The following is a 13,408-nucleotide window of genomic DNA, read 5'->3' on the forward strand; positions in this document are numbered from 1 at the left end:
ACAGGGCTGAATTTCCTTTGACATGGGCGGGTGCATCCCTATAATGCTGCGCCTATGTTGAATGACCCGATTCCACCTCACGTTGACCCGCGCAAATTGGCTGATCGCGGCGTAACCCTCCAGGGTTCGCTTCCGCTCGCCGATTTGAAAAGACTCTGCGACCCGCTTTCCGACACTGTCGGTATGGTGCAGGCGAAGTTCGATTTTGAACGAGATGAACAGAAGGCTGTGGTGTTCCACAGTGAGCTGGACGTCGAGGTCAAGATGGTTTGCCAGCGTTGTCTTGAGCTGGTCACCCTGCCGATCCATAGCGAAAGTACTTACGCCGTGGTGAAGGAGGGTGCGAATACCCAGTCGTTGCCGAAAGGCTATGACGTGCTGGAACTGGGCGAAGATCCTTTGGATCTGCAGGCCCTGATCGAGGAAGAGCTGCTGCTTGCCCTGCCGATCGTGCCTGCTCATCATCCGGAAGAATGCCAGCAGCCGGCGGGCGCCGATGAGCCCGAACCGAGCAAGGACGAGGTATCGCGGTCCAACCCGTTCAGTGTTTTGGCGCAGTTAAAGCGTGACCCAAACGTTTAGGAGTTAATCAATTATGGCTGTTCAGCAGAACAAAAAATCCCGCTCTGCCCGTGACATGCGCCGTTCGCACGACGCCCTGTCGGAAAACGCGCTGTCGGTAGAGAAAAGCACCGGTGAAGTTCACCTGCGTCACCACGTATCGCCAGAAGGCGTATACCGTGGTCGCAAAGTGATCGACAAGGGCGCTGACGAGTAATCCTTGTCCGCTCAGATCATCGCGATCGACGCAATGGGCGGGGACTTCGGTCCCCGCAGCATTGTCCAGGCCAGTATCGCCTGCCTCTCTGCTACACCCTCGCTCCACCTGACCCTCGTCGGTCAACCCTCTCTCATTGAACCCCTCGTCGCTGGCCTTCCGGCAGCGGATCGCGCGCGGCTGCACGTTGTTGCGGCCAGTGAAGTGATCGGCATGGACGAGCGCCCCTCCCAGGCCTTGCGTGGCAAGCCTGATTCCTCGATGCGCGTGGCCCTCGAGCTGGTGCGCGATGGCAAGGCCCAGGCCTGCGTGAGTGCCGGCAACACCGGCGCGCTGATGGCCTTGTCGCGCTTCGTGCTCAAGACGCTGCCGGGCATCGACCGGCCGGCGATGGTCGCGGCCATCCCGACCCAGTCCGGTTACTGCCAGTTGCTCGACCTGGGCGCCAATGTCGACTGCACCGCCGAGCACCTCTACCAGTTTGCCGTCATGGGTTCGGTCGCGGCCCAGGCCTTGGGGATCAGCCGGCCGCGGGTTGCGTTGCTCAATGTGGGAACCGAGGACATCAAGGGCAATCAGCAGGTCAAGCTGGCCGCCAGCCTGCTGCAAAACGCCCGGGGCCTGAACTACACTGGGTTCGTCGAAGGCGACGGGCTGTACCGGGGTGAAGCCGACGTGGTGGTGTGCGACGGGTTCGTTGGCAATATCCTGCTCAAATCCAGTGAAGGCCTGGCGACCATGATTGCCGCGCGCATCGAGGCGGTGTTCCGCGGTGGCCTGGCGGCCCGCGCCGCGGGCGCCGTGGCCATGCCGCTGCTCAAGCGGCTCAAGGCCGACCTGGCGCCTGCGCGGCACAACGGCGCAAGCTTCCTGGGGTTGCAGGGGATCGTCATCAAGAGCCATGGCTCCGCCGGCGTCCAGGGCTTGCAGAGCGCCATCCAGCGTGCCTTGATCGAGATTCAGGAGAACCTGCCGGAGCGCCTGCATGGGCGCCTCGAAGACCTTTTGCCTTAGGCCTGGCGGCGGCGAAGTGCTTAAATGTGACCCGTTGGCCTGCGTTCTCATCAAAGTTTTCAGATTCCGCGTCTGGCCGTTGGCCGGACGCACCGTATTCGACCCAAAGATCATTAGGGGCTTGTTCAATGTCTGCATCCCTCGCATTCGTCTTTCCTGGTCAAGGTTCCCAGTCGCTGGGCATGCTCGCCGAGCTGGGTGACCAGTATCCATTGGTCATCGAGACCTTCAAGGAAGCTTCCGAGGCCCTGGGCTATGACCTGTGGGCACTGATCCAGAACGGCCCGGAAGAGCAACTCAATCAAACCGACAAGACCCAGCCGGCCATCCTGACCGCCTCGATCGCCTTGTGGCGCCTGTGGCAGTCCCAGGGTGGCGCGCAGCCGGCGTTCGTGTCCGGTCACAGCCTGGGTGAGTACAGCGCGCTGGTTGCCGCTGGCAGCCTGACCCTCAAGGATGCCGTCCGCCTGGTCGAGCGCCGTGGCCAGCTGATGCAGGAGGCCGTGCCGGCCGGGCAGGGCGCCATGGCGGCGATCCTGGGTCTGGAGGACGCTGACGTGGTCGCCATCTGTGCGGACGCTGCGCAGGGCGAAGTGGTCAGCGCGGTCAACTTCAACTCGCCTGGCCAGGTGGTCATCGCCGGTGCCAAGGCAGCCGTCGAGCGCGCCATGGAGGCCTGCAAGGCCAAGGGCGCCAAGCGTGCCCTGCCATTGCCGGTCAGCGTGCCATCGCACTGTGAGCTGATGCGCCCGGCCGCCGAGCGTTTCGCCGACTCGGTCAATGCCATCGACTGGCAGGCGCCGCAGATTCCGGTGGTGCAGAATGTCAGCGCCGCCGTCGCAATCGACCTGGATACCCTCAAGCGGGACCTGCTCGAGCAGCTGTACAAGCCGGTGCGCTGGGTCGAGTGCGTGCAGACCCTGGCGGCGCAAGGCGCCGTGCAGCTGGTCGAGTGCGGCCCTGGCAAGGTGCTTGCAGGCCTGAACAAGCGTTGCGCGGACGGCGTGACCACCTACAACCTCAATACCCCTGACGCCTTCGCCGCCTCTGCCGCGGCGCTGGCTTGAACTTGGAGACACTTGCATGAGCCTGCAAGGTAAAGTTGCACTGGTCACTGGCGCGAGCCGTGGCATCGGCCAGGCCATCGCCCTGGAACTGGGTCGCCTGGGCGCTACCGTTATCGGCACCGCGACCACCGCTTCGGGTGCCGAGCGCATTGCCGCCACCCTCAAGGAGCACGGCGTCGCCGGCACCGGCCTTGAGCTGAACGTCACCAGCGCGGAATCGGTTGCCGCGACCCTGGCGACCATCCAGGAGCAGTTCGGGGCGCCGGCCATTCTGGTCAACAATGCCGGCATCACCCGTGACAACCTCATGCTGCGCATGAAGGATGACGAGTGGTTCGATGTGGTCGATACCAACCTCAACAGCCTGTACCGCCTCTCCAAGGCTGTTCTGCGTGGCATGACCAAGGCCCGTTGGGGCCGGATCATCAGCATCGGTTCGGTGGTCGGCGCCATGGGCAATGTCGGCCAGGTCAACTATGCTGCAGCCAAGGCGGGCCTCGAGGGCTTCAGTCGCGCCCTGGCGCGTGAAGTCGGCTCGCGCGGCATCACCGTGAACGCGGTGACCCCTGGCTTCATCGACACCGACATGACCCGCGAGCTGCCAGAGGCGCAGCGCGAGGGTCTGCTGACCCAGATCCCGCTGGGCCGCTTGGGCCAGGCGCAGGAAATCGCCCAGGTGGTCGCTTTCCTGGCCTCCGATGGCGCAGCCTACGTGACCGGCGCAACCGTGCCGGTCAACGGCGGAATGTACATGTAATCTTGCAACCAATGTGACGGCTGGCTTCAAAAAAGAGTCATACTCGAAGCCTAAAATCCGTTATAAAGCTGCAACCCGATTCCCGGCAGTGGGTGAGTGTCAGGTTTGAAGGCGCGTTATGCTTGAAAAGCAGGCGTCTTCCTATAAACTTGCACACCGGCCAGCTGCCTGACATATGTCCTTTAGGAGTGAAAACTAGGTATGAGCACCATCGAAGAACGCGTCAAGAAAATCGTTGCCGAGCAACTGGGTGTGAAGGAAGAAGAAGTGACTAACAACAAGTCCTTCATCGACGACCTGGGTGCTGATTCGCTCGACACCGTTGAGCTGGTGATGGCTCTGGAAGAGGAATTCGAAACCGAGATTCCTGACGAAGAAGCCGAGAAGATCACCACCGTTCAAGCGGCTATCGACTACGTTAACGCCCACCAGGGTTAAGACGTTTGTAGTCGTCGTTTCTTGACGGGAAAAACCGCACTGCCTTGACTGGCGTGCGGTTTTTTCTTTGCAAGATCCGTCGTCAATGGAATAAGGAGAGAGCTGTGTCGCGTAGACGCGTCGTGGTCACCGGTATGGGTATGCTGTCGCCACTGGGTACGGACGTGCCGAGCAGTTGGCAGGGCATTCTGGCTGGCCGCAGTGGCATTGGTCTGATCGAGCATACGGACCTTTCTGCCTACTCAACCCGTTTTGGCGGCTCGGTGAAAGGCTTTGACGTCGAGCAATACCTGTCGGCGAAGGAAGCTCGAAAGCTCGACCTGTTCATCCAGTACGGCCTGGCGGCCGGTTTCCAGGCGGTGCGCAATGCCGGGCTGGAAGTCACCGACGCCAACCGCGAGCGCATCGGCGTGGCCATGGGCTCGGGTATCGGTGGCCTGACCAATATCGAAGAAACCAGCCGGACCTTGCATGACCAGGGCCCGCGGCGTATCTCGCCGTTCTTCGTACCGGGTTCGATCATCAACATGATTTCCGGTTTCCTGTCGATCCACCTGGGTGTACAGGGACCGAACTACGCCATTGCAACGGCGTGCACCACGGGCACCCACTGCATTGGCATGGCTGCCCGCAACATCGCCTTCGGTGAAGCCGACGTGATGATTGCCGGTGGCGCTGAAATGGCAGCCTGTGGGCTGGGCATGGGCGGCTTCGGGGCGTCCCGCGCGTTGTCCACGCGCAACGACGATCCGACCCGTGCCAGCCGTCCGTGGGACAAGGGCCGTGACGGCTTCGTGCTGTCCGACGGGGCCGGCGCGCTGGTGCTCGAGGAGCTCGAGCACGCCAAGGCCCGCGGTGCCACCATCCACGCCGAGCTGGTCGGTTTCGGCATGAGCGGTGACGCCTACCACATGACCTCGCCGCCCGAAGACGGTGCAGGCGCCGCGCGCTGCATGGTCAATGCGTTGCGCGATGCCGGCGTGAACCCTGACCAGGTCAGCTACATCAACGCCCATGGCACGTCCACGCCAGCGGGTGACCTGGCCGAGGCCTCGGCGATCAAACGGGTGTTTGGCGATCATGCCTACTCGCTCGCGGTCAGCTCCACCAAGTCGATGACTGGTCACCTGCTGGGTGCCGCCGGTGCGGTCGAGGCGATCTTCAGTGTGCTGTCGATCAACAGCCAGGTGGCGCCTGCGACCATCAACCTGGATGAGCCGGACGAAGGCTGCGATCTGGACTTCGTGCCTCACCAGGCGCGCAACATGCCGATCGATGTGGTGCTGTCCAACTCCTTCGGCTTTGGCGGTACCAACGGCTCGCTGGTGTTCCGCCGGTTCGCGGGCTGATGCTCAGCTGGATCGACGGCCAGCCCGCGACTGCGGTCAACCTGCACAATCGCGGCCTGGCCTACGGCGATGGTCTGTTCGAGACCATTGCCGTGCGGGCCGGCCGGCCCGCGTTGCTCGAGCATCACCTCGCTCGCCTGGTGCTGGGCTGCCAGCGCCTGGGCATCGAGGTCGATGCCGCACTGATTCGTGATGAAATTCTCCGCTATGCCAGCCAGCTGGGCGACGGCGTGGCCAAGCTGATCGTGACCCGTGGCGACAGCCAGCGCGGCTATGCGCCGGCGGCTGCAGCCGCGCCGCGGCGTATCCTCCAGGGCGGCCCCCCGCCTGCCTATCCTGCGCGGCATGGCGCGCACGGCATCCGTCTGTTTGCCTGTCGTACCCGTCTTGCGGAACAACCGCTGCTGGCCGGGCTCAAACACCTCAATCGCCTGGAGCAGGTGCTGGCGCGTGCCGAGTGGCACGACGGCGATCATGCCGAAGGGCTGATGTGCGATACCCAGGGCCGGGTGATAGAGGGGGTCTACAGCAACCTGTTCATGGTGCGCGACGGCCAGTTGCTGACGGCTGACCTGAGCCGCTGCGGCGTTGCCGGGGTCATGCGTGCCGCCTTGATCGAGCAGGCTACTGGCGCTGGTATCGCAGTGCAGGTGCGTGACCTGTCGCTGGCCGACCTTGAACAGGCGGATGAAGTCTTTGTCTGCAACAGCGTCTATGGGATATGGCCGGTTACAGGTTTCGCGTCGCTGAACTGGCCCGCGGGACCGCTCACCCGTAAACTGCAGGCCGTTGCCCGAACGCTACTGGATGCCTGATTCGTGAGACGTAAATTCTTGCTGCTGCTGGAGATGGGTTTGATTCTGGCCGGGCTGGCGTTGGGATGGTCAGCCTGGAAAATCAACTCGACGCTCGAGCAGCCGCTGCAGGTGACGCAAGAGCGCCTGCTGGACGTGCCCACCGGCACCAATCCCAACCGCATGTTCTACCGCATGGAAGCAGACGGCCTGCTCAAGGACGCCCTCTGGCTGCGCCTTTACTGGCGCTTCAACATGATCAACGTGCCGCTGCATACCGGCGAGTACCGTCTGACGCCCGGCATGACCGTCGAAGACCTGTTCGAGGTCTGGCGCCGCGGCGAGGTGGTGCAGTACAGCATGACCCTGGTCGAGGGCTGGACCTTCCGCCAGGTACGCACGGCGCTGGCCCGGCATGAAAAGATCAGGCAGACCCTCGATGGCCTGAGCGACAGCGAGGTGATGGACCGCCTTGGCCACACGGGTGTGTTCCCCGAAGGCCGCTTCTTCCCTGACACCTACCGTTTCGTGCGCGGCATGAGCGACGTCGAACTCCTGCAGCAGGCGTACATGCGCCTGGACGAAGTGCTTGCCCAGGAGTGGGCGCAGCGCACCACCGACCTGCCGTACCGCGACCCATACCAGGCGCTGATCATGGCCTCCCTGGTGGAAAAAGAGACGGGCGTGCCGCAAGAACGCGGGCAGATTGCCGGCGTGTTCATCCGCCGCTTGCGCCTGGGCATGATGCTGCAGACCGACCCGACGGTTATCTACGGCATGGGCGAGCGCTACAACGGCAGGATCACCCGCGGCGACCTGCGCGAGCCGACGCCGTACAATACCTATACCAACGCCGGCCTGCCGCCGACGCCGATCGCCATGGTCGGCCGCGAGGCCATCCATGCTGCGTTGAACCCGGCGACCGGCTCAAGCCTGTACTTTGTCGCCAAGGGCGATGGCAGCCACATCTTCTCCGACGACCTGGATGCGCACAATTCGGCTGTGCGCGAGTACCAGCTCAAGCGCCGTGCCGGATACCGCTCCAGCCCGGCACCGTCGCAAGCGCCTGGCGCCGGTGAAGACACGGCGCCCGCCGAGGCGCCAGCCGATACCCTCGAATCGCCGCCTGGGACAACACCCGAGCCGGAGCCAGGCCCTGTGCCCCAGGCCGATCCCGTGCCAGAGGCCGACCCCGCGCCTGAAGCCGGTCCTGCGCCTGAGGCCAGTCCCGTACCCGAGGCCAGCCCGGGCCCGCAGCCAGCGGATCCGGCACCGGGCACTCAAGCGGCACCGCAATGACCCCCAAGCAAGGAATACCCGTGAGCGGCTTGTTCATCACCCTGGAAGGCCCCGAAGGCGCCGGCAAGAGCACCAACCGTGATTACCTGGCGGCGCGCCTGCGCGAGCAGGGCCTGGATGTGGTCCTGACCCGCGAGCCGGGCGGCACGCCGCTGGCCGAGCGAATCCGCGAACTGCTCCTGGCGCCCAGCGACGAGCAGATGCACGCCGATACCGAGCTGTTGCTGATGTTCGCCGCCCGCGCCCAGCACTTGGCCGCGGTCATCCGCCCAGCCCTGGCGCGTGGCGCCGTGGTTCTGTGCGACCGCTTCACCGATGCCACCTACGCCTATCAAGGTGGGGGGCGGGGCTTGCCGGTCGAGCGCATCGCGACGCTCGAGACCTTTGTCCAGGGCGACCTGCGGCCAGACCTCACCCTGGTGTTCGACCTGCCGGTGGAAGTGGGCCTGGCACGTGCCGCGGCCCGCGGCCGCCTCGACCGCTTCGAGCAGGAGGGCGTGGGCTTCTTCGAGGCCGTGCGACAGGCATACCTGCAGCGCGCAGGCCTGGACCCGCGGCGCTACCGCCTGCTGGATGCCGCGCAAACACTTGAGCAGGTCCAGACGGCCATCGATGGGCTGCTTCCCGTCATCATGGAACGCTGCCGTGGTTGAAGCCTTTCCCTGGCAGCAAGCGCTCTGGCAGCAGCTGGCGGGGCGCGGTCAGCATGCGCACGCCTATCTTCTGCATGGTCCACAGGGCATCGGCAAGCGCGCCTTGGCCGAGCGCCTGATGGCACGCCTGTTGTGCAAGCAGGCGCAGGGCCCGGATGCCTGCGGCGAGTGCAAATCCTGCCTGCTGCTCAAGGCGGGTAGCCATCCGGACAACTTTGTCCTGGAACCGGAAGAGGCAGACAAGCCGATCAAGGTCGACCAGGTGCGGGAGCTGGTGACCTTCGTGGTCCAGACCGCGCAGATGGGCGGGCGCAAGGTGGTCTTGATCGAGCCGGTCGAGGCGATGAACATCAATGCCTCCAACGCCTTGCTCAAGAGCCTTGAAGAGCCGTCGGGCGACACGGTGATGCTGCTGGTCAGTCATCAGCCGAGCCGCCTGTTGCCGACGGTCAAAAGCCGGTGCCAGCAAGTGGCCTGTCCGCAACCGAGCCTGGCGCAGAGCCAGGCCTGGCTGGCCGCGGCCCTGCCGTCCTCGAGCGAGGAAGAACGCGAGGAGCTGCTCAGTCTGGCGGCAGGCTCGCCACTGATGGCGGTCAAGCTGCAGGAGCAGGGTGTGCGCGAGCAGCGTGCGCTGGTCACGGACGGGGTGAAGAAACTGCTCAAGCAGCAGCAGTCGCCGAGCCAGCTGGCCGATGCGTGGAGCAACGTTCCGCTGTTGCTGCTGTTCGACTGGTTCTGCGAATGGTCGCACCTGATCCTGCGTTATCAGTTGACCCAGGACGAGCAGGGGTTAGGCTTGAGCGATATGCGCAAGGTGATCCAGTACCTGGCGCAGAAAAGCCGCCAGGACAAGGTCCTGGCCATCCAGGACTGGGTGCTTGCCCAGCGCCAGAAGGTCCTGGGCAAGGCCAACCTCAACCGCGTCCTGCTGCTCGAGGCCTTGCTGGCTTCCTGGGCTCAGTTGCCAGGCTCGCGTTGAGCCTGGTCATCCTTCATTTCCAATACGTGCCGTCAGTCCATGCTTGTAGATTCCCATTGCCACCTCGACCGTCTTGACCTCAGCGCCCACCAGGGTTCCCTCGACGCTGCCCTGCAGGCGGCGCGCGAGCGTGGCGTCGGGCATTTCCTGTGCATCGGCGTCAGCGCCGAGAATGCCGGCGCGGTCAAGGCCCTGAGCGAGCGTTACGCCGATGTCGACTGTTCGGTGGGCGTGCACCCGCTGGACCTGGCGCCAGGAGAGGCGCCCGCGCTCGACTGGCTGCTGAACGAACTGGCGCACCCGCATGTGGTGGCCATTGGCGAAACCGGCCTGGACTACCATTACGAGCCGGAAGCCGCCGAGCTGCAGCAGGCATCGTTCCGCCTGCACCTGGAAGCCTCGCGGGTGACGGGCAAGCCGGTGATCGTGCACACCCGCGCCGCGCGTGCCGATACCCTGGCGCTGCTGCGCGAGGCGAGCCTGCCCCAGGCGGGCGTGCTGCACTGCTTCACCGAAGACTGGGACATGGCCAAGGCTGCGCTCGACCTGGGCTACTACATCTCGCTCTCGGGCATCGTCACATTCCGCAACGCCGAGGCGCTACGCGACGTGGCGCGTCAGGTGCCGGCCGACCGGTTGCTGGTGGAAACCGACTCGCCGTATCTTGCGCCGATTCCATACCGGGGCAAGCCCAACCTGCCGGAATACGTGCGTGAAGTCGCGGAATTCGTGGCCTTGGTGCGCGGTGAAAGGTACGAGCAACTCGCTGAGCAGACCACCGCCAACTTCAAGCGGCTTTTCCCGCTGGCGCGGGTCGTGTGATTGCGTAGCGGGTTTGAACTTCGCGCAGGGTCTACGCAAGCCGCTCCAGCTTTTCGGTGATCCGCACCAGCGCCGCCAGCGACTGCACCTGCAGCTTGCGCATGGCGTTGGCGCGGCGCACCTTGACAGTGATCTCGCTGAGGTTCAGCTGCGCGGCGACCTGCTTGTTCAACAGGCCCTGAACCACGCGCCGCACCACCTCGCGCTCGCCCTCGTTCAATGACCTCCAGCGCTCCTGCAATTGGGCGCTGGCGGCAGCGTGCGCGCGACGCGCGCGGTCCTGCTCGAGCCCTTGCTGGATCGCATCGAGCAGGTCCTGGTCACGAAACGGCTTGGTGAGAAATTCGATGGCACCGCGCTTGATGGCCGTCACGCCCATGGCGATATCGCCATGCCCGGTGATGAACACCACCGGCAGGCCAATACCCAGGGCCAGCATCTGGCGATGGAAGTCCATGCCGCTCTGATCGGGCATGCGCACATCCAGTACGAGGCAGCCCGGCGCATCGTCGGTCGGCCTGGCCAGAAACTCGCGCGTGGATGTGAATGCACAGACCTTCAGTCCTACCGAGGCGAGCAGGTCTTGCAGCGCTGCACGCATCGAGCTGTCGTCATCGATCACGTAGACGACCGGCGGTGAGAGGGTTGGGGTCAGGATTGGCACGCCGGCTCCTTGTCCTGAAACGGCACGCTGAACCAGAACAGGGCGCCTCCTTCCTTATTGGATTTCGCCGAAATGTGACCGCCGTTGGCTTCGACGATTGTGCGGCTCAGGCTCAGGCCGACGCCAAGGCCGTGCGCCTTGGTCGTCCAGAAGGCTTCGAACAGGCGGTCGCGAACGCCCTCGGCCAGCCCTGTGCCCGAGTCGCGGACGCTGAATACGATCATGTCTTCATCGCGGGCCGAGATGAGGCGAATGGTCCGCCTGCCAGGTGGCACCAGCGCAGTGGCGTCGATCGCGTTGAGTAGCAGGTTGCCTGCCACCTGTTGTACTTGCAGCCGGTCGGCCAGCGCAAGGGGTAGTCCGGGGTTGAGATCGACCTCCAGCACAATCGCCGCCCGTGCCATCTCAGTGCGTGAAAGATCGACGACTTCCCTGATTGCCTCGTTGAAGTCAAAAGCCAGACGCCGGGGTGGTTCGCCTTTGGTCAGGCTGCGCACCCGCGCAATGATGTCGCCCGCACGTGTGGCATCGTCGAGGATGCGCTGCAGCCCCTGACGCGCCTTGTCGACGTTGGGAGGGTCCTGACCCAGCCAGCGCTGACAGGCATTGCCGCTGGTCACGACGGCCGCCAGCGGCTGATTGATCTCGTGAGCGATCGAGGTGGTGAGGCCTTCGAGGCTCCTGACCCGGGCAATGCGCAGGAGGCGCGCTTGCGCATCCCGCGCGGCGGCACGGGCCGCGGCCATCTTGAGCACCAGGTGGGCGGTCATGAGGATCGAGACAATGCTGATGGTCATGTTGACCAGGCCGGCGCGATAGTCGCCCTGCGCGGTGATGGCGAAGCTGAGCAGGGTGACGGCGGTGCAGGTGCCGCTCAACACCATCAGCGCGTTGCGGCTCAGAATCGGCGCCGCGGTCAGGATGACGCCTGCATAGAACACCGACACCGCGATCTCGTAGCCCGTGGCGCTATCGATAATGAAGATCGCACCCATGACAAACAGCATGAGGGTGATCCGGACTGCTCGCCTGGGAGGCGGGGCGAGAGGCGTGGGATGCGTTTTCATCATCTACTCCGGGCCGTGAATCGCAAGCACACGGCGGATCTGGCCGGAACCCTGCCGTGCAGGGCAGGAACCTATCATGAAGCGGGCACGGCGCAGCGCTTGCCACACAACTTGAAATACCTGCACTGCACAGGTGTGCGTGGCAGCGGAGTCTTCAGCGATGTTGATTTCCAGGGCATCGCTCGGCCTGCCAGGCCGTGCGTCAGCGCAACGCGCCGGAATGCTTGACCATCAACACTGGCACTGCGGTCAGCACCAGCACCGCCAGGAGCTGCGTCCACAGCGAGCCATCCCAGGACAGCTCCGGCATCACCTGGAAGTTCTGCCCGTACCAGTTGATCAAGGCGGTGCCCGGAATGAACGCAGCCCACAGCACGCTGAACACCTTGGTGACGTTCAAGTCGCTCATGGCCACCGTCTCGCCGGCGCCGCGCCACTGGAACCGTTGCCGCTCGAGCATGAAGCGTGCGCGGCGCTGCACGCCTTCGACATGGGCGATCAGCTCATCGACGTCCTCCACGCGTGGCACTGCAGCGCGCTGTGTCCAGCGACGCAGCCTCAGCGCGGCATGCAGGAGATCGTCCAGCGACTCCAGAACGAATGACAATGGCACATTGAGCGCCGCCAGCTGGCCATCGACGCCAGCCAGGTCTTCGGCGCCGCGGGTGTTTTCCGTGCCCGCGGTGAGCGCAAAGGCCCGGATGGAACGCATGGAGACCGTCAGGCCCTGGTCGATGCGGTCGAGCACCAGGCCTGTCTGTCCAAGCAGTTGCTGCAGCAGCACCAGCGCGATCGACTGCGAGCTGCCGGGCGAAAGCCCTTGGGCCTGGATCCGCTCGAACGCCAGTGCTGGCCGTAGCACGCGGTGCCCGCTCTCGACGGTGAACAGCGGCTGGTCGTCGCCGCCCTGGTGCCAGAGCAGGTCGGTCACCAGCACCCGGTCTTGCCTGAGGCGCGTGCAACGTATGCGCAGGGTCGTGCCCGTCTGATTGAAGCGGTCGGGGATCAGGTCGATGCCATGCAGCGTCCCCAGGTCCTCGAGTGCCTGGGGGGCTGCAATGTGCAGTCGCTGCCAGGCAGGCAGCGGTTTGACGGCGTTCATCGCATCCACCCCTTGCGCTTGATGTAGATCAGTGGCAACAAGGCGAACAGGCCGGTCAGGCCCATCACCATCCATTCGCCCCAGGGCAGCTCCAGTTCGGGCATATAGGCGAAGTTCTGGCCGTAGAAGGAGGCGACCAGGGTTGGTGGGGTAAACACCGCGGTGATCACGGTGAAGACCTTGACCACCTGGTTCTGCTTGATGTCCATGGTGGTCATCAGGGACTGCTGAAGGTTGCGGATCTTGTCGTGCTGGAAACGCGCATAGCGCCCCAGGCTCTGGATGTCGGACAGCAGCATGGGCAGCCGCTGCCCAAAACGGGCTTCACCGGCGGCACGCCGTAGCCATCGTCCGGCCCGGGCAAGCATCAGCTGGCCCTCCACGGCCTTGGCGACCAGCTCTTCGGCCTCGCCCAAGGCAATGGCGGTCCCGGCGATGTCGGCGACCCCGGCCTGGCGTCTGGACATCTCGAACCCGCCACTGGCGGCCGCCACGCTTGCGCTGCGCTCATCGAGGCGAGCCGAAATCTGGCGGATCGCCGCGTGCGCCGCGTCGTTGAGGCTTTCGAGCAGGTTGAACAGTATCTGCGCGGGATCGGGCGAAGGGCCGGCCGGCAGGTGCTCGA

At 64.5% G+C, this 13,408-nt stretch carries 16 protein-coding genes; 12 read left to right on the forward strand and 4 right to left on the reverse strand.

Annotated elements, in window-relative coordinates; genetic code table 11:
• Positions 1–54: 54 nt before the first annotated feature.
• The 12 genes from VJS90_RS14260 (at position 55) to VJS90_RS14315 (ending at position 9,950) form a co-directional block, all read left to right on the forward strand.
• A complete protein-coding gene (locus tag VJS90_RS14260) occupies positions 55–582 on the forward strand; it encodes a YceD family protein (RefSeq protein ID WP_324122292.1) in 528 nt (175 codons plus the stop codon).
• Positions 583–595: 13 nt separating this feature from the next.
• Positions 596–778 (forward strand): 50S ribosomal protein L32, encoded by a 183-nt coding sequence (rpmF, locus tag VJS90_RS14265; protein WP_008096416.1) that lies wholly within the window; start codon positions 596–598, stop codon positions 776–778.
• 3 nt (positions 779–781) lie between these two features.
• Complete coding sequence (gene plsX / locus VJS90_RS14270; RefSeq protein WP_324122293.1) at positions 782–1,792, forward strand: phosphate acyltransferase PlsX; 1,011 nt, start codon at positions 782–784, stop codon at positions 1,790–1,792.
• A 128-nt stretch (positions 1,793–1,920) separates the two neighbouring features.
• A complete protein-coding gene (gene fabD / locus VJS90_RS14275) occupies positions 1,921–2,859 on the forward strand; it encodes an ACP S-malonyltransferase (protein WP_324122294.1) in 939 nt (312 codons plus the stop codon).
• A 16-nt stretch (positions 2,860–2,875) separates the two neighbouring features.
• A complete protein-coding gene (fabG, locus tag VJS90_RS14280) occupies positions 2,876–3,616 on the forward strand; it encodes a 3-oxoacyl-ACP reductase FabG (RefSeq protein ID WP_324122295.1) in 741 nt (246 codons plus the stop codon).
• A 201-nt stretch (positions 3,617–3,817) separates the two neighbouring features.
• The gene (gene acpP, locus VJS90_RS14285) at positions 3,818–4,054 is read left to right on the forward strand and encodes an acyl carrier protein (protein ID WP_324122296.1); all 237 of its coding nucleotides are present in this window, start codon (positions 3,818–3,820) and stop codon (positions 4,052–4,054) included.
• Positions 4,055–4,158: 104 nt separating this feature from the next.
• Positions 4,159–5,403 (forward strand): beta-ketoacyl-ACP synthase II, encoded by a 1,245-nt coding sequence (fabF, locus tag VJS90_RS14290; protein ID WP_324122297.1) that lies wholly within the window; start codon positions 4,159–4,161, stop codon positions 5,401–5,403.
• Positions 5,403–6,218: an aminodeoxychorismate lyase gene (gene pabC, locus VJS90_RS14295; RefSeq protein ID WP_324122298.1), complete on the forward strand. Its 816-nt coding sequence runs from the start codon at positions 5,403–5,405 to the stop codon at positions 6,216–6,218. The genes fabF and pabC overlap by 1 nt, the downstream gene beginning before the upstream one ends.
• A gap of 3 nt (positions 6,219–6,221) precedes the next feature.
• Entirely contained in the window at positions 6,222–7,496 is a 1,275-nt protein-coding gene (gene mltG, locus VJS90_RS14300; protein ID WP_324122299.1) for an endolytic transglycosylase MltG, read from the forward strand.
• A gap of 20 nt (positions 7,497–7,516) precedes the next feature.
• The gene (gene tmk, locus VJS90_RS14305) at positions 7,517–8,149 is read left to right on the forward strand and encodes a dTMP kinase (protein WP_324122300.1); all 633 of its coding nucleotides are present in this window, start codon (positions 7,517–7,519) and stop codon (positions 8,147–8,149) included.
• Positions 8,142–9,128 (forward strand): DNA polymerase III subunit delta', encoded by a 987-nt coding sequence (locus VJS90_RS14310; protein WP_324122301.1) that lies wholly within the window; start codon positions 8,142–8,144, stop codon positions 9,126–9,128. Before tmk ends, VJS90_RS14310 begins: the two co-directional genes overlap by 8 nt.
• A 39-nt stretch (positions 9,129–9,167) precedes the next feature.
• On the forward strand, positions 9,168–9,950 hold the full coding sequence (locus tag VJS90_RS14315) for a TatD family hydrolase (RefSeq protein WP_324122302.1): 783 nt from the start codon (positions 9,168–9,170) through the stop codon (positions 9,948–9,950).
• Between the two features lie 31 nt (positions 9,951–9,981).
• On the opposite strand, the gene VJS90_RS14320 is transcribed toward VJS90_RS14315, so the two are convergent.
• The 4 genes from VJS90_RS14320 to VJS90_RS14335 all read right to left on the reverse strand — a co-directional run.
• On the reverse strand, positions 9,982–10,608 hold the full coding sequence (locus VJS90_RS14320; RefSeq protein ID WP_414704943.1) for a response regulator transcription factor: 627 nt from the start codon (positions 10,606–10,608) through the stop codon (positions 9,982–9,984).
• A complete protein-coding gene (locus VJS90_RS14325; RefSeq protein WP_324122304.1) occupies positions 10,602–11,621 on the reverse strand; it encodes a sensor histidine kinase in 1,020 nt (339 codons plus the stop codon). The genes VJS90_RS14320 and VJS90_RS14325 overlap by 7 nt, the downstream gene beginning before the upstream one ends.
• A 262-nt stretch (positions 11,622–11,883) precedes the next feature.
• Positions 11,884–12,783 (reverse strand): CorA family divalent cation transporter, encoded by a 900-nt coding sequence (locus tag VJS90_RS14330; RefSeq protein ID WP_324122305.1) that lies wholly within the window; start codon positions 12,781–12,783, stop codon positions 11,884–11,886.
• On the reverse strand, positions 12,780–13,408 hold a 629-nt coding region (locus VJS90_RS14335), incomplete at its 5' end, for a CorA family divalent cation transporter (protein ID WP_324122306.1). The genes VJS90_RS14335 and VJS90_RS14330, both read right to left, overlap by 4 nt.

Origin of the sequence: Pseudomonas sp. (assembly GCF_035277045.1) — a bacterium.
Classification (GTDB): domain Bacteria; phylum Pseudomonadota; class Gammaproteobacteria; order Pseudomonadales; family Pseudomonadaceae; genus Aquipseudomonas.